We start from the raw sequence: 18103 nt of genomic DNA on the forward strand, positions 1-18103 counted from the left end.
GCGCACTGCCCGCCCTTTGTAGCACATCCCCCCGCCGGGGTGGAAATTTCTTTGCTGGATCGGCTCAATTGCTCCGTGGCTGGAAGGCGCAATATCCCGGTCGCGGCCCGATACGGGGGTGGTTGCGGCAGGTCGCCGGGCGCTGCGCATAGATGGTGCAAAGCCGGCTGTGCGGGTCGAGGAAGATGCAGTCGGCGTTGGCGCGGCGGGCGAGGGTGAAAATCTCGCTGCGGGCATTGAAATGGTCGATGAGGCCGGCCTTTTCGAGGCGGCGGGCGATCTGCCGCGCCGGCTCCGCGGCTTCAAAGGGATCGACCAGCCCCATCGTCACCAAATCGTCGATGCGTACCTCCACCGGCAGGCTGCAGTAGGTGCCGCGGCAATCCTGGCAGAGGGTGCGCTGGTAGCGGATCCAGGTGGTGGGATGATCGATATGGCAGGATGGAACGGCGCGCTTCATGACCGGTCTGGGTTTGCGGGTTGGGTTTTACCGCCGGGGGGACTGCCGCCCGGCGTCGGAGCGCGAGCATAAACCAGATCGGGGCCGAAAGCAACCGCGAAAGCCGGGCGCGATAAACCCCTCAGCGCCCCGCCCCTTCGAGATATTCGGACATCCCCTTCAGCGTATTGCCGAGAAAAATCCGTTCCCGGGCCTGGATGTCGCCGGGAAGCTCATCGATACGGCGATAGACCGGGTCGTGCTCGAGAAGCCAGGCGAAGAAGGCCTCTTCCCGGTAGTCCCCCGGGAAGGCCGCGGTCGCAGCCACCCCCTGCAGCCAGAGAACGAGCTGATCGCGGGCGATTTTCAGGTGCTGCATCGCCTTGTCGACCAGGCCGTAGTGGGCGAAGACCATGCGTTTCGGTCGCAGTTCCAGCATGCGGGCGAGGGAGTCGTCGGCGACTTCGGGGAGGAAACGCGGCGGCGTCGCCGGGCGCATGTAGATGGCGCCGGGAATCTCGGCGCGCACCCCGGCGACTTCGCCGGCAAAGAGGAGGTCGTCGAGGAGGTAGCAGCAGTGGTGGGCGGCGTGGCCGGGGGTGAGGTGAGCGCTCAGGCCCGGGGCGGGGGCGGCGTCAAAGCCGATCCGGTCGGCCGGGACCGGGACGATCGGCCCGTAGACCTCGGCGAGGGCGCCGAGCACCTGGCACGATCCCTGCCAGAGCTTTTCCGGGTCCACCAGGTGCCGCACCCCGTCCGGGTGGCAGAGGACCCGGGCCTCGGGATAGACCTTCAGCAGTTCGCCGGTGCCGCCGGCGTGGTCGATGTGGATGTGGGTCAGCAGGATATGGTCCAGGCAGCTGACGCCAAGGCGGCGCAGCTCGGCCAGCAGATGCGGGATGGTCGAGAGCGGCCCGGGATCGACCAGCAGGGTCGTCTCCTCCCCCTGGTAGAGCCAGGCGCTGATAAAATGCCGGAACCCCTCCAGGGTCGGCTGGTCGAGGTCGATGCAGTGCAGGCGGTCGAGCTTCATGGCGGCTCCTTGCTAATTTTTGGGTCATGATAATCAATTTCCCCGCCCGGTGCCACGGCTAAGCAACCGGACCTGGTTCCGTCGCCCGCAGGTCGCTGCTCCGCGCGAGCAGGAACTCGACGAAGGCGCGGTTGGCCCGCGACAGGTAGGCCCCCTTTTTCCAGGCAATCACCAGGTCGAGATAGAGCGGCGGGTCGAAGGGGATGGCGACCAGTTCCTCGTCATCGGCGACAACCATGCGTAGGAAGGTCGTGGCGCCCATCCCGCCCTTGACGAGAGACTTGACCAGGGTGAAGAGGTTGGTCTCAAAGACGATCTGCGGCCGCAGCCCGCTCTGTTTGAGTTTGTCGAAGATCAGCTCGCGCAGGAAGTACCCCTCCTTGTAGAAGACCAGCGGCTGGCGGGTGAACTCGGCGAAGGTGAGGGCGGTGCGGGCGGCCAGTGGGTGGCCGGAGGGGACACAGACCACCACCTCTTCGCGCAGGAAATGACGGGCTTCGAAGTTTTCCGGAAGCTGTCCCCCGGCGATCACCCCCATATCGATCTCCCCCTGGCTGATCAGCTTCTGGATGCGCCACGCCCCCTCGCCGAGGACCGCGAGCTGCAGCTGCGGGTAGCGCCGGGCAAAGTCGGCGATGATCGCCGGAAAGAAGTAGGAGCTCATCATCGGTGGGATGCCGACCCGCACCTCCCCCTTCTCCAGTCCGCGCAGGTCGGCCATCTCATCCTCGGCCGCCTGTAGGTCGGCGAGGATGCGGCGGGCGTGACCGAGCAGCACCTCTCCCTCGGCGGTGAGGGTAACCTTGCGATCCTGGCGCGAGAAGAGGGTCAGCTCCAATTCGTCTTCCAGCTTGCGGATCGCCATGCTCACCGCCGGCTGGGCGACGTTGAGATTCTCGGCGGCGCGGGTGAAATTGCTGAGCCGGGCGATGGTGGCAAAGGCCCTCAACTGTCGAATATCCATCTCTGTAACCTCCCATCCGCAAGCTTTCCCTGGGGGCCCTGTACCCGGGGCGCGCCCTTCAGCCTATAACAAAATATTACCGCAATGATAAGTTTAATATATTTTTCTTATCGTAGATCTGGTGCTAGGGTGATCGCAAGGAGAAAGTTTTTCTTTTGACCGGAGGCCGCCGTGACCACAGAACCGAGCTTCAAGGATCACTTCTCGAGCCAGGCGGCCGCCTACCGCAGCTACCGCCCCGACTACCCGCCGCTGCTTTTCGCCTGGCTCGCCGCTCAGTGCCCCCGGCACCAGGCCGCCTGGGATTGTGGTTGCGGCAACGGTCAGGCCGCTCTCGGTTTGACCCCCCACTTCGCAACCGTCTATGCGAGCGACCCGAGCACCGCCCAGGTTGCCGAAGCGATTCCCCACCCTGCCGTCCATTACTCGGTGGCCAGTGCCGAGGATTCACACCTTCCGGCAGCCGCCATCGACCTGGTGGTTGTCGCCCAGGCGCTGCACTGGTTTGACTTCGAGCGCTTCTACGCCGAGGTGCGCCGGGTGACCCGGCCCGGCGGGGTGCTGGCCGCGTTCAGTTACGGGGAAGTGCAGCTCGGGCCCGCGTTCGATCCGATCATCGATCATTTCTATCATGACGTCGTCGGTCCCTATTGGCCTCCCGAGCGGCGCCATGTCGACGCCGGATACCGCAGTATCCCCTTTCCCTTTGCCGAGATCACCGCTCCGTTTTTGGAACTGCAGGCCGATTGGGATCTCGACCATCTTCTCGGCTACCTGGGTACCTGGTCGGCGCTGCGCGGCTTTCGCCGCGCCACCGGCGACGACCCCCTGCCAAACCTGCGTCAGTCCCTGGTCCAGCAGTGGGGGGACCCGGCGCAGTGTCGGCCGGTGCGCTGGCCCCTGGCGCTTCGCGTCGGTCGCGTCGGAGGGGAGCCATGACCCCGGGCGCCGAAATCGCAGCGGGCCTGATCTGCAGCGGCACCCGCAGCTACCGCCGCATCAACCTCGCCTTCTTCGGCGCCGGCTTTGTCACTTTCATCACCCTCTACGATGTCCAGCCGCTGCTCCCTCTCTTTGCCGCTGAATACGGCGTGGCGCCGGCTCTGGCGAGCCTGCCCCTCTCCGTCGCCACTGCCGCCCTCGCCGTGACCATGCTCTTCGCCGGCACCCTCTCGGAGAGTTTCGGCCGCAAGCCGGTGATGGCCCTGGCGCTGATCGCCAGTTCCTGCCTCGCCCTGTTCACCGCGGTCAGCCAGGGGTTGCTGGCGCTGCTGGCGCTGCGGTTGTTGCAGGGCGCGGTTCTGGCCGGCTTGCCGGCGGTGGCGATGGCCTACCTCAGCGAGGAACTCGAGCCGGGCTCGGTCGCACCGGCGATGGGGCTCTATATCAGCGGCAATGCCATCGGCGGCATGAGTGGCCGGATCTTCACCGCGGCCCTCGCCGAGGCGACCTCCTGGCGCCTCGCCCTCGCCGCGGTCGGCATGCTCTGCCTGCTTCTCAGCCTCTGGTTCGTCGCCAGCCTCCCGCCTGGCCGCCAGGCCGTGCGCCGCCCCTTTCGCGGCCGTTACCTCGTCACCTCGCTGCTCGCCCATCTGCGGGACCCGGGCCTGCTCGGGCTCTTCGGCATCGCCTTTCTCGGTATGGGGAGTTTCGTCACCCTCTACAACTACCTCACCTTCCGGCTCCTGGCGCCCCCCTATACCCTCAGCCAGACCACGGTGAGCCTGATTTTCCTCGCCTATCTTGCCGGTTCCCTCAGCTCCTCCCTGGCCGGTCGCCTGAGCGGACGCTGGGGGCTGGCCAGCGTATTGCGCGGCGGATTGCTGCTGTTGGTCGCCGGCATCCTGCTGACCCTGCTCCATCCCCTGTTTCTGGTGATCGCCGGGGTGGTTTGCTGTACTGTTGGCTTCTTCGCCGTCCACAGCGTCGCCTCGAGCTGGGTCGGACGGCGGGCCCGTTCGGCCCGGGCGCAGGCCTCCTCCCTCTACCTTTTCAGTTACTACCTCGGGTCGAGCGTGTGCGGAACGCTGGGCGGGTACTTCTGGAGTGGCGCCGGTTGGGGCGGGGTGGTTGGGATGGTCGGACTTTTATTGGCAATGGCGCTTGCTCTGGCCGGCTGGCTAGGGCGGTTCGATGCGGTTCACTCTCCCTTGAGCGTGGCACAGGCGACGCAGACCGGTTGCAGCAGGTAGAGGCCGCTCTCCGGGTGGCGGCTTGGCAGGTGGCGCAGGTGGGCGGCGCAGGTCACCTGGAAACAGCGGCTGCAGGCGATGCTCTCCATCCCCCGGAACTTCCCTTCGCAGATGTGGCAGATCCAGGGTGATCCTTCCCCGTCCTCGATCATTCACCTTCTCCTTTGTAGAATTCCCGGGGGCCCCTAGCCGAAAAGAGCCGACAGCGCCAGGCGCCCGCCGAGGAAGATCAGCATCAGGCCGAGCAGCGCCTGAATCAGCGGCTGTGCCCGCAGGAAGAGCGGCTGCACCCGTCGCTCCGAGATCAGCAGCGCCACCAGAGCGTACCAGCCAAAAGATATCAGGAACATGGCCAGATTGAGAAAGACTTTTGCCCAGAGTGGCGCGCCGGGGGCGAGCACCAGGGTGAAGAGGCTGAAGTAGAAGGCCCAGGCCTTGGGGTTGGTCAGGTTGGTGATCAGCCCGGCGCGATAGGCCTGCAGCGGCGAGCGGCCGCCCGCGGCCACGGTGGCGGCGGTGAGCGGGAGGCGGGGCCGAAAAAGGCGTCCGACCATGGTCGCCCCGAGCCAGGCGAGGTAGCCGCCGCCAAGCACGGCGACGGCGGTGGCGAAGTGGGGGAGGGTGTTGATGACCAGGATCAGCCCGAGCAGGCCGGCGAGGGCGAAGAGGCCGCTCCCGGTCGCCACCCCCAGCGCGGTGAAGAGGCCGGCGCGGCGCGAATCGCCGAGGGTGGTGGAGACCACCATCAGGAAGTTCGGCCCGGGGCTGATAATCGCCAGGGTGAAGATGGCGAGGACGGCGGAGATATTGAGCCAGAGGTTTTCCATAGGGAGCAATTTAAGACCAGTTGCCCGGCGCAGGCAAGGCTTAGTATTGCCGAAAAGAAAGTTTTAGCGGTTTCTTCACGAATCGCCTCGTCCTGACGAAAAGCAGCCGCTGAGCCATTGCGACGGTTGCTGCTGGCGGCTAACCTTGTCGGAAGGTTCTGCACGGCTGCAAAAGCCTGATCGCGTTTTGGAGTTTGTTCACTGGCCGCGGCCGGATCGGCCGGAGAGAGGAACCGATAGCAAATGGATGAAATCAGAAAGATCGCCATTCTCGGTGCCGGGGCCCTCGGGGCCTATTATGCCTCACGGTTTCATGCGGCAGGGTTCGAGACCCTTTTCGTCGCTGCGGGGGAGCGGGGCGAGAGCCTGCGCCGGGAGGGCTGCAACGTCAACGGGGAAAACTTCCGGCTGCCGGTGATGGCCGGCGACACGTCGCCGGCTCCGGTCGATCTGGTCATTGTCGCCCTCAAGCATCACCAATTGGCGGAGGCGCTTCCTGGCTTGCGCCCGGTGGTGGGGCCGCAAACGACCATCCTCTCGGTCCTTAATGGCCTCGACAGCGAGGCGGTGATCGGCTCGGTTTTTGGCGCGGAGAAGCTCCTCTTCTGCGTGGCGGTCGGGATTGACGCGGTGCGGGAAGGGAAGATGATAACGGTCGCCAACCAGGGGCGGCTTTTGTTCGGCGAAGCGCACAACGAGCCGCCGTCGCTGCGCGTGCAGCGGCTGCAGGCGGCCTGTGACCGGGCCGGCCTGGCCTGGGAGACCCCGGTCGACATGCTGCGCGCCCTGTGGTGGAAGTTCATGGTCAATGTCGGCGTCAACCAGGCCTCGGCGGTGCTGCGGGCTCCTTACGGAATCTTCCAGCGCTCGGATTCGGCGCGGGAAGTGCTGCGGGCATTGATGCTGGAGGTGATCGCCCTGGCCGGCGCTGCCGGGGTCGACCTGACGACAGCCGACCTCGGGGAGTGGGAGCGGGTGCTGGCGCGGCTGGCCCCGGAGGCCAAGACCTCGATGCTGCAGGATGTCGAGGCCGGTCGCAAGACCGAGGTCGAGATCTTCGCCGGCAAGGTGGTGGAACTCGGCCTCCGCTACGGCATTCCGACTCCGGCCAACCGGATGATGCTGTATCTGCTGCGGGTCATCGAGACCTCCCCTGAACTCCTCCTTCCTCCCCGGGCGGTTTGACCCGCCCCCGTTGATATGTTAGGCTTCCCGGGTTTTTGGCGGCGTTCTCCCTGAACGTTCCGTCCATAGACCCGCTCTGGAGGTGGACCGTGCTGGCCTGGCCGGCACGGGACGAACCCTCGTTCCCAGGGGCAGCACCGGCTTGAGATGTTCCGTCTCAAGCCGGGTGCGGGTGGCCCCATCCTGATCGAAATCATCCCCTGAACGTCTGGCGCGTGCCGCGCCCCTCCCCGGTCACTGTTGCATGCGGGAAGGGGCTTGGCCGGCCCACTCCCCGCTTCGGGTTGAAGCGGCCTCTCGGCCGTCTCTTCCCGTCATTCTCGCTGCGCCTTTCGGCGGCACCTCCGGTTACGCCAGACGCCAACCATTCCCCGGTCCCGGGTTGCCCCGCAAGTCATGGGCCGCGTGGAGAAGGAAAGGAGCTTATGGACACCACCGTACGACATCATCGAAAACCGACTCCTGCCAGCTGGCAGGAGCAACTCCAGAACTTCGTCAATACCGTCGAACGTCTGGAAAGCTACGTCAACCTCACCGCTGACGAACGTGAAATTCTGGCCGCCACTTCCACGACCTGGGGCGCGACTCCCCATTTCGCGGCGCTGATGGACCCGGATGATCCCGCCTGCCCGGTGCGGCGGCAGATCATCCCCTCGCGTCAGGAGCGGGAGAACCGCTTCGGTATGGACAACTACCTGGTCTGGAAAGAAAACCGTGCCACCACCGAGGAACGCCCGGACTGCATTGCCCGCCAGTACCGGGACCGGGTCGCTTTCACCGTCACGTCGACCTGTGGCGTCTACTGCCGCCACTGCTTCCGCAAGGAACTGGTGGTCGACGGTAGTCTCTCCCTCAACTTCGACTTCGATGAGGGGCTGCGCTGGATCGCCGACCATACCGAGGTGCGAGACGTGCTGGTCACCGGCGGCGATCCCTTCCTGCTAACCGACGAGCAGCTCGACTATCTGGTGCGCAAGCTGCGTGAGCTGCCCCAGATCGAGATGATCCGCTTCGGCACCCGCACCCCCATCGTATTGCCGCAGCGCATCACCCCCGACCTGATGAAGGTTCTCGGCGGCTTCCACAAGGTGCCGATCTGGGTCAACACCCAGTGTAATCACCCCCGGGAATTGACCGGGGAGACCGCCCGCGCCGTCTACGACCTGCTCTCCTGCGGCGTCAACGTCGGCAACCAGGCGGTGCTGCTCAAGGGGATCAACGATGACGTAGCCACCTTCCGCCGTCTGCACCAGCAGCTGCTGGCGACCCGGATCAAGCCTTACTACGTCTTTTACTGCGAGCCGGCCCCGGGAATCGACCACTTCCGCACCCCGGTGGAGAAGGGGGCGGAGCTGATCCGCGATGCCCTGCGCGGTCACACCACCGGCCTGGCCCAGCCGCTCCACGTGATCGCTACCAACATCGGCAAGATCCCGCTGATGCCGGACTATTACATCCAGGGGAGTGACGCCAAGGAATACACCCTCTGCAATCACCGTGGGGAGATCACCACCATCCCCAACGTCCCCGAATAAATCGAAGCAGAGCCAGGAAAGGAGGCAGATTTGGAAGTCAAGGTAATCGACGGCAACCTCACCAAGGCGATGAAGGTCATGAAGCGCAAGCTGCAGCAGGAGGGACTCTTCCGCGAGATGAAGAACCGGCGCTGCTACGAGAAGCCGAGCGACAAGCGGAAACGCAAACTGAAGGAGTCACAGCGGCGCGAGCGCAAACGGCTCGCCAAGCTGCGGCGCTATTCCTGAGTCTCTCTCTGTTCGGCCGCCACCAGCCCCTGCCGAAAACGGCGCCCGTTCTCGATGTAGCGCAGCGCGCTCTCCAGCAGCTTCTGCCGGGCCGGTTCGTCCAGGGTGCGCACCACCTTCCCCGGTGAGCCGAGGACCATGGCGCCGTCCGGAACTTCCATCCCTTCCGTCACCAGGGCGTTGGCGCCGATCAGGCAGCCGCTGCCGATGCGGGCGCCGTTGAGCACCACCGCGTTGATGCCGATCAGGCTCCCCTCGCCGATACTGCAGCCGTGCAGCATCACCTTGTGGCCGACGGTGACATGGCGGCCGACGGTGAGGGGGAAGCCGGGATCGACGTGGAGGATCGAGCCGTCCTGGATGTTGCTGCCGGCGCCGATGGTGATCAGGTCGTTGTCGCCGCGGACGACGACGTTGAACCAGATGCTCGCCTGCGCCTCGACCACCACCGAGCCGATCAATGTGGCGCTGGGGGCGATGAAGACATCTTCGTGCAGTTGCACCTTGCGCTCGCCGAGGTCATAGATCATGGAGGACTCCTCCCTGTTAACAGCAAAGTTCTGGTCTCACGCAACGACGCAACGCCAGGCGGAGCGAGGGTCCAAGGGCGCCTGCCGGGGCGTTTCGCGCGGATCACTTCGGATAGAATCTGATTAAAATCGGATTTGACTTGAAACACAAGCCTGGTCCGGTTTTTATTCGACCGGGTCCGATGTGATCCGCGGGCAACCGTTCTTTCTTCTCTCCCTCTCCTGCCCGGACTTCCCCGCTCCAGTAGCGTTATGGTAACCTCCTGGAACAGCCCGTCTGCTGCAAGCAGCTGATTGCATCCTGCCGACCGACCTGTTGTTGGTCAAGTGGATATTCATTATGATAACCTTCGCCGCGCCACCGGCGGCCACAGGAGCCTGCCATGAGTGAGGATGCGCCGCTGATCCGCTGTCCCTGGCCGGGGAGCGATCCCCTCTATCGGGATTACCACGACCGGGAGTGGGGGACGCCCCTCCACGACGATCGCCAGCTCTTCGAGTTTCTGACCCTCGAAGGGGCCCAGGCCGGGCTCGCCTGGATCACCATCCTGCGTAAGCGCGAGGGCTACCGCAAGGCGTTTGCGGACTTCGACCCCAAGCGGGTGGCGCGCTTCGATGCCGGGCGGGTGGCGCAGCTGCTGACCGATCCAGCCATCGTCCGCAACCGGCTCAAGGTCGAATCGACCGTCAGCAACGCCCGCGCCTTTTTGCAGGTGCAGGAGGAGTTCGGCTCCTTCGCCGCCTACATGTGGCGCTTCGTCGATGGCCGGCCGCGGCAGAACGCCTGGCGCCGCCTCGCCGAGGTGCCGGCCAGCACCCCGCAGTCGGACGCCTTCAGCCGCGACCTCAAGCAGCGCGGCTTTCGCTTCGTCGGCACTACCATCTGCTACGCCCACATGCAGGCGGTCGGCATGGTCAACGACCACCTCGTCGACTGTTTTCGCTGGCGGGAGCTGGGTGGAGGGGCAGCATGACAGGTTCGGGTCTGAGCAAGTCGCTCCTTCTCAAGGGGCTGCAATGTCCCAAGGCGCTCTGGCTGACCAAGCATCCACCGGCCTTCGAGCTGCCGCCGCAGCCCGACCGCGAGGCGCTCTATGCCGCCGGCACCGAGGTCGGCCTGCTCGCCCAGCAGCTCTTCCCCGGCGGCGTCGAGGTCCCCTACGCCGGTCTCAGTGTCGCTGCGCAGCTCGCCCGCACCCGAGAACTGATCGACGCCGGCGTCCCGGTGATCTACGAGGCCTCTTTCGCCTTTGATGGTATCTTCGTCAAGGTCGATATCCTGGTGCGCGACCCCACTGCGGGGGAGGGGTGGCAGATCCACGAGGTCAAGATGGGGACCGCGGTCAAGCCGGTCAACCTCGAGGATGTCGCCATCCAGTATTACGTCCTCACCGGCTGCGGAATAGAGGTCACGGCGGCCTGGCTGGTGCACATCAACAACCAGTACCTCCGCCAGGGAGCGATCGAGGTGCAACAGCTCTTCAGCAGCGCGAACGTGCTAACCGAAGTGCTGGCACGCCAGGACGGCCTGCCACAGACCATCGCCGGATTGCGGGCGGTCCTGCCGGGGGACGAGCCCGCCATCGACATCGGCCCGCACTGCCGCGACCCCTACGAGTGTGACTTCATTCCCTACTGCTGGCGGCATATCCCCGAAAACTCGGTCTTCGACCTGCGCGGCAACGGCGTCAAAAAGTTCGATCTCTACCGGCGCGGTCTCGTCCGTTTCGAAGAGCTCCCCCTGGCCGAGCTCAACCCGGCCCAGCGCCAGCAGGTCGAGGCGACCCTGCAGCAGCGCGACAGCATCGATCGTCCGGCGCTTCGGGCCTTTCTCGACACCCTCTGGTACCCCCTCTGCCACCTCGATTTCGAGACCTTCAACAGCGCCATCCCCCTCTTTGACGGGACCCGCCCCTACCAGCAGGTGCCGTTTCAGTTCTCCGTTCATTGCCAGGGAGCGGCGGGGGCCGCTCCCGAGCACTTTGCCTTTCTCGCCCGGCCCGGAGTCGATCCGCGCCGCGAGCTGGTCGAGCGGCTGCTGGCGGTGATCCCGGAGCGGGCCTGCATCCTGACCTACAACCAGGCCTTCGAAAAGGGGGTGCTGCGCGAGCTCGCGGCGCTCTTCCCCGACCGTGCCGCGGCGATCGAACAACGCCTCGACAATGTCCGCGACCTGATGCTCCCCTTTCGCCGCCGCGACCTCTACTGCTGGCAGATGCGCGGTTCCTATTCGATCAAGGAGGTGTTGCCGGCGCTGGTCCCCGAGCTCTCCTACCAGGGGCTGGAGGTGGCCGACGGCCAGGCGGCGATGCAGGCTTATCACCAAATGACGATGCTGGGGGAAGGGGAGGAGCTGGAGCGATTGCGGGGGGCGCTGCTCGAATACTGTCGGCTCGATAGGTTGGCGATGGTGAAGATTGTCGAGGCGCTGGCGCGGATCGCGGCGACCCCGGAAACGGAAGGAGCCTGAACATGGATGTGATGGAACAGAAGCTGGCGGTGCGCTGGGCCGATCTCGACCCGAACGGCCATGTCCGCCACTCGATCTATTACGATTACGGGGCGCAGGTCCGCATCAACTGCCTGCAGCAGGCCGGTTTCGGCATCGACTGGATGACGCGTCACGGCGTCGGACCGGTGCTCTTTCGCGAAGAGGCGCGGTTTTTTCATGAACTTCACCTCGGCGACGAACTGCTCATCGATATGTGCCTCTCCGGGCTGTCGGCAGATCACCGCAAGTGGAGCATGCGCCACCACATCCGCCGCGGCGGCAAGACCTGCGCCACCCTCGACCTCGACGGCGCCTGGCTCGACCTGAAACAGCGCCGCATCGTGCCGCCGCCGGCCGGGTTGCTGGAGCGCTTCGCCGCCTTTCCGCGCAGCGAGGACTTTCGGGTTATCTAGTGTCTAGTTGCAAAAGTTAGCGATAGTGTTTCTCAGTTGCGACCCCTTGACCTCTCGCTTACGCCATACAAAAGGCTTGGCGTTGGGCTGATAGGCTTCTATAAAGGCCTCGATGGCCGCACGCAACTGGTCAATGCTTTGAAAACTGGCGTTCTTCAGTGCCTTACGTGAAAGAATGCCGAACCATATCTCGACTTGATTGAGCCAACTTGCAGAAGTCGGTGTAAAGTGAAACATGACGTTTGGGTGCTGCGCAAGCCATTCGTCGTTGCGTTTATGAATGCAATAATTGTCCAGGATCACGTGAATTTCTCGCTGGTCGCTGTCCGGAAGTTCTGAGAGGACCTGATCCATGAAGGCTAGGAAATCAACCCTTCTCTTGAACTCGGTTGTCTGCGTATGCACGGCGCCTGTCGCTACGTTGAGCGCCGCAAAAAGGTTCAGGGTTCCATGCCGTTTGTAGGTGCTCTTTAGGCCCTGGACGACTTTGCCGCTACTGGTACAGACATACCCTTTGGCGCGCTCAAGCGCCTGGATGCTCGGTTTCTCATCGACTGAGATCACCAAGGCTTTTTCGGGGGGCGCCAGGTAGAGCCCGATAATGTCAGCCGCCTTTGGTGCGAACTCTGGATCAGTGCTTACGCACCAACTTCGTTGTCGGGCAAGGCTGATATTGTGCTTGCGCAGCACTCGCCAAATGGCATCATCCGAAGCGCCAAACTGCTTGGCAAGCGCCGGGCCGTCCCAACATGCCTGGCCGGGCGGTGGCGGAAGTTCCAACGCTTTCAGAACTCGCGTTTGAAACGCCTGGTCATATTTCGGCGGTTTGCCAGAGCGCGGGCGATCATATAGCCCGGCAATACCCGCAGCGGAGAAACGGTTCCGCCATTCAATAACCGTGTTCGGGCGCACGTTAAGATCCATGGCGACCTTGCTGACGGATTCTCCGTCAAGGAGTTTGCAGATAATCCGGGCACGTTCAACAAGGCGCGCCTCCATGCTTCGACTGCTTGCCCATTCCCTGAGTGTCTGGCGGTCCTTTTCGCTGCACAGGGGTATTGGAGATTTTCTCGGCATAAGCGACTCCTTTCACGATGGTGGGGGTGAAAGAAGTCTATATTATAACGCTTAGTTTTGCAATTAAACACTAGGTCGGTCGACCCCCCTTGGGCGTCTGGTCGGGCATTCTCCTATCCTTCTACGGGAATAATTTGTGAAACATCCGCCCCTCCCCAGCGACAGCAACCCGCCGCAGCGCCAGCTCCTCGATGTGTTTCGCTACAGTCGGCGCGCTCTCGAGCTGGTCTGGTCGACCAGTTGGCGGCTGGCCCTAGTCTTCGCCCTGCTGACCCTGGTCGCCGGGGTGCTGCCGGCGGCGGTGGCCTGGATCGGCAAGCTGATCGTCGACGGCGTGGTGGCGGCGATGGGGCAGCACCAGCAGAGCGGCAGCGCCGACACCAGCTACGTCCTCTTCTTCGTCGCCGCCGAGGCTGGCGTGGTGGCGCTGATCGCCGGCAGCCAGCGCGGCATCGCCACCTGCCAGGCGCTGCTGCGGGCGCTGATGGGGCAGCGCATCAACCTGATGATCCTCGAGAAGGCGCTGACCCTGCAGCTCGCCCATTTCGAGGACTCGGAATTCTACGACAAGCTGACCCGCGCCCGCCGCGAGGCCTCGACCCGCCCCCTCTCGCTGGTGACCCGCACCTTCGGCCTGGTGCAGAATGGCATCTCGCTGGTCAGCTACGGGGTGCTGCTGGTGCAGTTCTCCCCCTGGACGGTGCTGATCCTGCTGGCCGGCGGCATCCCGGAATTCCTCGCCGAGGCGAAGTTCTCCGGCGACAAGTTTCGCCTCTTTCGCTGGCGCTCGCCGGAGACGCGCATGCAGATGTACCTCGAGACGGTCCTGGCGCGGGAGGATTACGTCAAGGAGGTCAAACTCTTCCGCCTCGGGCCGAAGCTGATCGAGCGCTACAAGGAAATATTCGCCAAACTCTTCGCCGAGGATCGCCGCCTCACCCTGCGCCGCGACACCTGGGGCTTCGCCCTCGGCCTGCTCGGCACCGCCGCCTTCTACGGCGCCTACGCCTGGATCGCGCTCGCGGCGATCCGCGGCAGCATCAGCCTCGGCCAGATGACGATGTACCTGATGCTCTTCAAACAGGGACAGTCGGCGGTCTCGGCGAGCCTCTCGGCAATCAGCGGCATGTACGAGGACAACCTCTACCTTTCCAACCTCTACGAATACCTTGAACAGCCGGTGCCGGCCGTGCGCGGCGAGCTGCGGCAGGGGCCGCGCCCCGGCGACGGAGTGCGTTTCGAGGCGGTGAGTTTCAGCTACCCCGGCAGCGAGGCGCCGGCGCTGCAGGAGATCAGCCTGCACCTGCTCCCCGGCGACAGCCTGGCGCTGGTCGGCGAGAACGGCTCGGGCAAGACGACCCTGATCAAGCTGCTGACCCGCCTCTACACCCCCGACAGCGGCCGCATCCTCCTCGACGGCCTCGATCTGCAGGAGTGGGACGGCGCGGCGCTGCGCGAGCGGATCGGCGTCATTTTTCAGGATTTCGGCCGCTACCAGTTCCTGGTCGGGGAGAATATCGGCGCCGGCGACATGCGTCACTTCGAAGACCGGCAGCGCTGGCAGGAGGCGGCGCAGAAGGGGATGGCGAGCGAGTTCATCGAGCGGCTGCCGCAGCGGTACGACACCCAGCTCGGCAAGTGGTTCAAGGGGGGGCGCGAGCTTTCCGGCGGCCAGTGGCAGAAGATCGCCCTGGCCCGGGCCTTCATGCGCGCGGGCGCCGATATCCTGGTCCTCGACGAGCCGACCGCGACCATGGACGCCGCCGCCGAGGCGACGATCTTCGAACACTTCCGCGAGCTGAGCCGCGGCAAGATGACGATCCTGATCTCGCACCGCTTCTCCACCGTGCGCATGGCCGACCGCATCGTCGTCATCGACAAGGGGCGGGTTGTCGAGGCGGGGAGCCATGCCGAGCTGATGGCGCTCGGCGGCCAGTACGCCTATCTCTTCTCGCTGCAGGCGGAAGGGTATCGCTGAGGCATCCGCGGATCATCGGCCTTGAATGGCGTCGGCAACTCCTCTATTCTGGCCTTCATTGAACCTTTCCTTTCTTCAGGAGCAGCGCACCATGGAAATCGACCTCGATGTACTGAGCCACCTGCTCAAAAAACGCACCGACGAAATCGACGCGATCGTCGCCGGCACCGGTTATCTCACCCGCACTGTCATCGGCGTCGGCACCTTCCTCCTCGACCACGACGGCAACATCGACCTGCTGACCGCCAAGCAGCAGGTCACCTTCGAGCGCTTTTTGCTGCCGCTGCTGGAAAAACCCTGGCATCATCCCGGCAGCAGCGGCGCGGGGTGAACCGGCTGGCGGCCGTCACCAGGTTGCCTGACTCACAACGTTAAAACCGCCTGTCGGGTAAACCCGGCAGGCGGTTTTTTCTGGAAGTGAGGCAAGGTGATGGTCGAGGAAGGCCCAGTCCGGCGCTAAGGTGCCGCGGTCAAGCCTGGAATCCCCCGCTCGCTGCCGGCCAGGTCTCAGTCACGGCCGCGGTCGTTATGACCTCGATCATCGTCCCTGCGGTTGTCATGCCCTTTGTCTTTATGGCCTCGGTTGTCCTGGTCCCGGCCCTGGTCATGCTGCCCGCCTTTATTTTTGTACCTGACTTCCTTGGGGTAGTGGTCGCGCGGCAAGGATTCCCAGGGGCCCCTTCTGGACTTGGCGTAGTACCAGCGGCTGTCGTTGTAGTGATAATGGTAGCCGTCCTGGTAATAGTAGGGTTCTGAATCAAACTCCACGACGGGCGGCAGAATCGGCACCGTCACCACGACACCGACGCTTGGGCCCCGCGATCCCATTGACATTGCCATGCCGGGTAACAACAGGGCCAGCAGGACGACCGTTGTAATCAAAATCCTTTTCATGGTGCCTCCGGTTGGAAGGGCATTCTTGCGCGCAATGGGCAGATCCCGTGGGCTGAACTGGAAAGAATCCTTCTGTCCGTCCGATGAGGTCATTTTGCGGATTTCCGTAAAGATTCAGGCCGATTCCGCGTTGCGCTGTTATTACAGAGAAAGAGCAAGAGGTGTGCCGGGTGGGCGGGATGGCCATGACGTGGGAGGAGGCGCTTTCCGCAAGGGCCGGATGGGAGTGGACAGAAAGAATCACAGGTTGGTGGGAGCTGTTCCGCCTTCAGATGCGGCGGTTCTTTCAGATGTGGCGGAAAACAGGGGTGGCAAGGGACCCGATAGGTTCCAGAACCCCTGTTGAATCTTGAACATCCCGGTTGGGCGGTCAGTCCGGGGATAAGGCGCCAAACTGGTGGCGTTCATCTTAAAAGTCAGCAGAGACCAACGGGCACCAAGGGGGAGAGAACCAAGGGAGTTCTACCTTTCAGGCTTTTTTGGCTTCGCCCTTGACCACGAAAACCGGCACCGTCGCCCGGGTCAGGACCTTCGTGGTGGTCGAGCCAAGACGCGCTTCCCCCAACCCCGGTTGCCGATGCGCGCCCATCACGATCACGTCAGCGCGGTACTGGGCGGCGGCATCGAGGATCGCCTGCTTGGCCGGCTTGCGTTCGATGTCGATACTGGCGATCAACGATTCACTCGCTTTCAGCTTTACCAGCCGTTCATGGATGACATTCTGCAACTGCCCGCGGATATGACTCTCCTCTTCCCGCAGCGATTTCTCGATTGAATCCTCCAGCTCACTCTGAGACATGTACAGCTCCCCGGTACTCTGGGCGCTGAATTTCATGATGTCAAAGCCGTGGATGACATGGACTTTGGCCTTGTATTTCTGGGCCAGGCTCAGGGCGTGGTCGAGGACGTAGCCGGTCCTGGGGCCAAGTCCGGACGCGAACAGAATCGACTTGATGTTCAGTTCCATGAGTTTCTCCCGCTGATGGTATCGGGGGCGTCGAGTGGACGCGAAGACAGATCGGAGGCAACAATCTAATTATGCCCCACCGCGGCGGGAATTAAAGGCCGGGAGAGCAGTATTCGACAAAATTCCGGCTCGCCCCTCGTCTCTTCCGCGGTTGACCAGCCTGGTCACTTTGGTGGTAGATTTAACGCAGATTCCATAAAACCGCTCAGGAAAAGGAGGCCCCATGCGCTACAACCGACTTGGCAACACCGGACTGTTCGTCTCGGAACTCTGCTTCGGCACCATGACCTTCGGCGGCGGGGCAGGGATCTGGGGGAAGATCGGCTCCTTGCAGCAGCAGGAGGCCGAACGGCTGATCGCCCTGGCCCTTAAGGCGGGCATCAACTTCATCGACACCGCCGATGTCTACGCCGGCGGCGTCGCCGAACAGATCACCGGCCAGGCGCTGAAAAATCTTCAGGTCAAACGGGAGGAGGTGGTGATCGCCACCAAGGTCTTCGGCGAAACCGGGGCCGGGCCCAACGGCCGCGGCGCCTCCCGGGCCCATATCCTCGACGGGATCAAGGCGAGCCTTGAGCGGCTGCAGCTCGACTATGTCGATCTCTACCAGATTCACGGTTTCGATCCTGCGACGCCTCTGGAAGAGACGCTGCGCGCGCTGGAGACCCTGGTGGAGGAGGGGCTGGTGCGCTATGTCGGGGTCTCCAACTGGATGGCCTGGCAGATCATGAAGGGTCTGGGGATCGCCGATCGCCTCGGCTTCTCCCGCCTGGCCTCCCTGCAGGCCTACTACACCATCGCTGGCCGCGACCTGGAGCGCGAGATCATCCCGCTGCTGCAGAGCGAAGGGCTCGGTCTGCTGGTCTGGAGCCCGCTGGCCGGTGGCCTGCTCAGCGGCAAGTACGGCCGCAACCGCAGTGGTGAAAAAGAGAGCCGGCGGGTCAACTTCGATTTCCCGCCGGTCGAGTTGGAGCGGGCCTGGCAGGTGATCGACAGCATGCGGCCGCTGGCCGAAACACGGGGCTGCTCGGTGGCGCGCGTCGCCCTCGCCTGGCTGCTGCACCAGCCCCGGGTGACCAGTGTCATCATCGGCGCCAAACGCCCGGAGCAGCTGGAGGATAACCTGGCTGCGGTGGCGATCGAGTTTTCGGACCAGGAGCTGGCGGCCCTTGACGAAGTCAGCCGCCTGCCCCTGGAATATCCGGGCTGGATGCTGGAGCGGCAGGGTGAAGTCCGCGCCCGGCAGCTGGCGCAAGCCAGGCGTTGAGCTGGTTGCTGCCGCACGTACCCCGAAATTTTGCAACCGTGACAGGCGCTTTGTGCTTTCTCTGGCCGCGCCGGGCTGGTATT

The 18103-nt window shown here is 64.0% G+C and carries 20 protein-coding genes; 11 read left to right on the plus strand and 9 right to left on the minus strand.

Features of this window, described 5'->3' with window-relative positions:
* Positions 1-64: 64 nt before the first annotated feature.
* From DBW_RS06090 to DBW_RS06100, 3 genes are all read right to left on the minus strand, one after another.
* Positions 65-460, minus strand: a complete 396-nt coding sequence (locus DBW_RS06090) for a YkgJ family cysteine cluster protein (RefSeq protein ID WP_066725731.1) — start codon at positions 458-460, stop codon at positions 65-67.
* 121 nt (positions 461-581) lie between these two features.
* Entirely contained in the window at positions 582-1472 is an 891-nt protein-coding gene (locus tag DBW_RS06095; RefSeq protein WP_066725733.1) for an MBL fold metallo-hydrolase, read from the minus strand.
* 58 nt (positions 1473-1530) lie between these two features.
* Complete coding sequence (locus DBW_RS06100; RefSeq protein WP_066725735.1) at positions 1531-2436, minus strand: LysR family transcriptional regulator; 906 nt, start codon at positions 2434-2436, stop codon at positions 1531-1533.
* A 171-nt stretch (positions 2437-2607) separates the two neighbouring features.
* On the opposite strand from DBW_RS06100, the gene DBW_RS06105 reads away from it, so the two are divergent.
* Together DBW_RS06105 and DBW_RS06110 are read left to right on the plus strand one after the other, a co-directional pair.
* Positions 2608-3375, plus strand: coding sequence for a class I SAM-dependent methyltransferase (locus DBW_RS06105; protein WP_066725738.1), 768 nt, complete (start codon positions 2608-2610; stop codon positions 3373-3375).
* Positions 3372-4628, plus strand: coding sequence for an MFS transporter (locus DBW_RS06110; protein ID WP_082820208.1), 1257 nt, complete (start codon positions 3372-3374; stop codon positions 4626-4628). Before DBW_RS06105 ends, DBW_RS06110 begins: the two co-directional genes overlap by 4 nt.
* On the opposite strand, the gene DBW_RS06115 is transcribed toward DBW_RS06110, so the two are convergent.
* Positions 4577-4780: a hypothetical protein gene (locus DBW_RS06115; RefSeq protein ID WP_066725740.1), complete on the minus strand. Its 204-nt coding sequence runs from the start codon at positions 4778-4780 to the stop codon at positions 4577-4579. The genes DBW_RS06110 and DBW_RS06115 overlap by 52 nt on opposite strands.
* A 33-nt stretch (positions 4781-4813) precedes the next feature.
* Positions 4814-5455 (minus strand): LysE family transporter, encoded by a 642-nt coding sequence (locus DBW_RS06120; protein WP_066725742.1) that lies wholly within the window; start codon positions 5453-5455, stop codon positions 4814-4816.
* A gap of 243 nt (positions 5456-5698) precedes the next feature.
* Between DBW_RS06120 and DBW_RS06125 the strand changes: the two genes are divergently transcribed.
* From DBW_RS06125 to rpsU, 3 genes are all read left to right on the plus strand, one after another.
* Entirely contained in the window at positions 5699-6640 is a 942-nt protein-coding gene (locus DBW_RS06125; protein ID WP_066725745.1) for a ketopantoate reductase family protein, read from the plus strand.
* 425 nt (positions 6641-7065) lie between these two features.
* Positions 7066-8175: a KamA family radical SAM protein gene (locus DBW_RS06130; protein WP_066725749.1), complete on the plus strand. Its 1110-nt coding sequence runs from the start codon at positions 7066-7068 to the stop codon at positions 8173-8175.
* Positions 8176-8205: 30 nt separating this feature from the next.
* Positions 8206-8403 carry a 30S ribosomal protein S21 gene (gene rpsU / locus DBW_RS06135; protein ID WP_066725751.1) on the plus strand — a complete coding sequence of 66 codons (198 nt, stop codon included), beginning with the start codon at positions 8206-8208 and terminating at the stop codon, positions 8401-8403.
* On the opposite strand, the gene DBW_RS06140 is transcribed toward rpsU, so the two are convergent.
* Positions 8394-8933, minus strand: coding sequence for a gamma carbonic anhydrase family protein (locus DBW_RS06140; protein ID WP_066725752.1), 540 nt, complete (start codon positions 8931-8933; stop codon positions 8394-8396). The genes rpsU and DBW_RS06140 overlap by 10 nt on opposite strands.
* Positions 8934-9316: 383 nt before the next feature.
* On the opposite strand from DBW_RS06140, the gene DBW_RS06145 reads away from it, so the two are divergent.
* From DBW_RS06145 to DBW_RS06155, 3 genes are read left to right on the plus strand one after another with little or no spacing between them, the layout of a single operon-like run.
* Positions 9317-9907: a DNA-3-methyladenine glycosylase I gene (locus DBW_RS06145; RefSeq protein WP_066725754.1), complete on the plus strand. Its 591-nt coding sequence runs from the start codon at positions 9317-9319 to the stop codon at positions 9905-9907.
* Entirely contained in the window at positions 9904-11403 is a 1500-nt protein-coding gene (locus DBW_RS06150; RefSeq protein WP_066725757.1) for a DUF2779 domain-containing protein, read from the plus strand. Before DBW_RS06145 ends, DBW_RS06150 begins: the two co-directional genes overlap by 4 nt.
* 2 nt (positions 11404-11405) lie before the next feature.
* Positions 11406-11837 (plus strand): acyl-CoA thioesterase, encoded by a 432-nt coding sequence (locus DBW_RS06155; RefSeq protein WP_066725759.1) that lies wholly within the window; start codon positions 11406-11408, stop codon positions 11835-11837.
* Positions 11838-11840: 3 nt separating this feature from the next.
* On the opposite strand, the gene DBW_RS06160 is transcribed toward DBW_RS06155, so the two are convergent.
* The gene (locus tag DBW_RS06160) at positions 11841-12914 is read right to left on the minus strand and encodes an IS630 family transposase (RefSeq protein ID WP_082820209.1); all 1074 of its coding nucleotides are present in this window, start codon (positions 12912-12914) and stop codon (positions 11841-11843) included.
* Positions 12915-13050: 136 nt separating this feature from the next.
* Between DBW_RS06160 and DBW_RS06165 the strand changes: the two genes are divergently transcribed.
* Both DBW_RS06165 and DBW_RS06170 read left to right on the plus strand, forming a co-directional pair.
* Positions 13051-14892 carry an ABC transporter ATP-binding protein gene (locus tag DBW_RS06165; RefSeq protein ID WP_197463739.1) on the plus strand — a complete coding sequence of 614 codons (1842 nt, stop codon included), beginning with the start codon at positions 13051-13053 and terminating at the stop codon, positions 14890-14892.
* Positions 14893-14983: 91 nt separating this feature from the next.
* Positions 14984-15223, plus strand: a complete 240-nt coding sequence (locus DBW_RS06170) for a hypothetical protein (RefSeq protein ID WP_066725762.1) — start codon at positions 14984-14986, stop codon at positions 15221-15223.
* Positions 15224-15399: 176 nt separating this feature from the next.
* On the opposite strand, the gene DBW_RS06175 is transcribed toward DBW_RS06170, so the two are convergent.
* Both DBW_RS06175 and DBW_RS06180 read right to left on the minus strand, forming a co-directional pair.
* A complete protein-coding gene (locus DBW_RS06175; protein WP_066725765.1) occupies positions 15400-15879 on the minus strand; it encodes a hypothetical protein in 480 nt (159 codons plus the stop codon).
* A gap of 376 nt (positions 15880-16255) precedes the next feature.
* Positions 16256-16753: a universal stress protein gene (locus DBW_RS06180; RefSeq protein ID WP_066725768.1), complete on the minus strand. Its 498-nt coding sequence runs from the start codon at positions 16751-16753 to the stop codon at positions 16256-16258.
* Between the two features lie 223 nt (positions 16754-16976).
* Between DBW_RS06180 and DBW_RS06185 the strand changes: the two genes are divergently transcribed.
* On the plus strand, positions 16977-18020 hold the full coding sequence (locus DBW_RS06185; RefSeq protein ID WP_066725771.1) for an aldo/keto reductase: 1044 nt from the start codon (positions 16977-16979) through the stop codon (positions 18018-18020).
* Positions 18021-18103 lie beyond the last annotated feature (83 nt).

The sequence above is a fragment of the Desulfuromonas sp. DDH964 genome (assembly GCF_001611275.1).
Lineage (GTDB): Bacteria > Desulfobacterota > Desulfuromonadia > Desulfuromonadales > DDH964 > DDH964.

Bases quoted from the DNA above. Each gene is read 5' to 3' on its own strand.
- DBW_RS06090 (WP_066725731.1), bottom strand. From the start codon at position 460: ATGAAGCGCGCCGTTCCATCCTGCCATATCGATCATCCCACCACCTGG.
- DBW_RS06095 (WP_066725733.1), bottom strand. From the start codon at position 1,472: ATGAAGCTCGACCGCCTGCACTGCATCGACCTCGACCAGCCGACCCTG.
- DBW_RS06100 (WP_066725735.1), bottom strand. From the start codon at position 2,436: ATGGATATTCGACAGTTGAGGGCCTTTGCCACCATCGCCCGGCTCAGC.
- DBW_RS06110 (WP_082820208.1), top strand. From the start codon at position 3,372: ATGACCCCGGGCGCCGAAATCGCAGCGGGCCTGATCTGCAGCGGCACC.
- DBW_RS06115 (WP_066725740.1), bottom strand. From the start codon at position 4,780: ATGATCGAGGACGGGGAAGGATCACCCTGGATCTGCCACATCTGCGAA.
- DBW_RS06120 (WP_066725742.1), bottom strand. From the start codon at position 5,455: ATGGAAAACCTCTGGCTCAATATCTCCGCCGTCCTCGCCATCTTCACC.
- DBW_RS06125 (WP_066725745.1), top strand. From the start codon at position 5,699: ATGGATGAAATCAGAAAGATCGCCATTCTCGGTGCCGGGGCCCTCGGG.
- DBW_RS06130 (WP_066725749.1), top strand. From the start codon at position 7,066: ATGGACACCACCGTACGACATCATCGAAAACCGACTCCTGCCAGCTGG.
- DBW_RS06140 (WP_066725752.1), bottom strand. From the start codon at position 8,933: ATGATCTATGACCTCGGCGAGCGCAAGGTGCAACTGCACGAAGATGTC.
- DBW_RS06145 (WP_066725754.1), top strand. From the start codon at position 9,317: ATGAGTGAGGATGCGCCGCTGATCCGCTGTCCCTGGCCGGGGAGCGAT.
- DBW_RS06150 (WP_066725757.1), top strand. From the start codon at position 9,904: ATGACAGGTTCGGGTCTGAGCAAGTCGCTCCTTCTCAAGGGGCTGCAA.
- DBW_RS06155 (WP_066725759.1), top strand. From the start codon at position 11,406: ATGGATGTGATGGAACAGAAGCTGGCGGTGCGCTGGGCCGATCTCGAC.
- DBW_RS06160 (WP_082820209.1), bottom strand. From the start codon at position 12,914: ATGCCGAGAAAATCTCCAATACCCCTGTGCAGCGAAAAGGACCGCCAG.
- DBW_RS06170 (WP_066725762.1), top strand. From the start codon at position 14,984: ATGGAAATCGACCTCGATGTACTGAGCCACCTGCTCAAAAAACGCACC.
- DBW_RS06175 (WP_066725765.1), bottom strand. From the start codon at position 15,879: ATGACCTCATCGGACGGACAGAAGGATTCTTTCCAGTTCAGCCCACGG.
- DBW_RS06180 (WP_066725768.1), bottom strand. From the start codon at position 16,753: ATGGAACTGAACATCAAGTCGATTCTGTTCGCGTCCGGACTTGGCCCC.
- DBW_RS06185 (WP_066725771.1), top strand. From the start codon at position 16,977: ATGCGCTACAACCGACTTGGCAACACCGGACTGTTCGTCTCGGAACTC.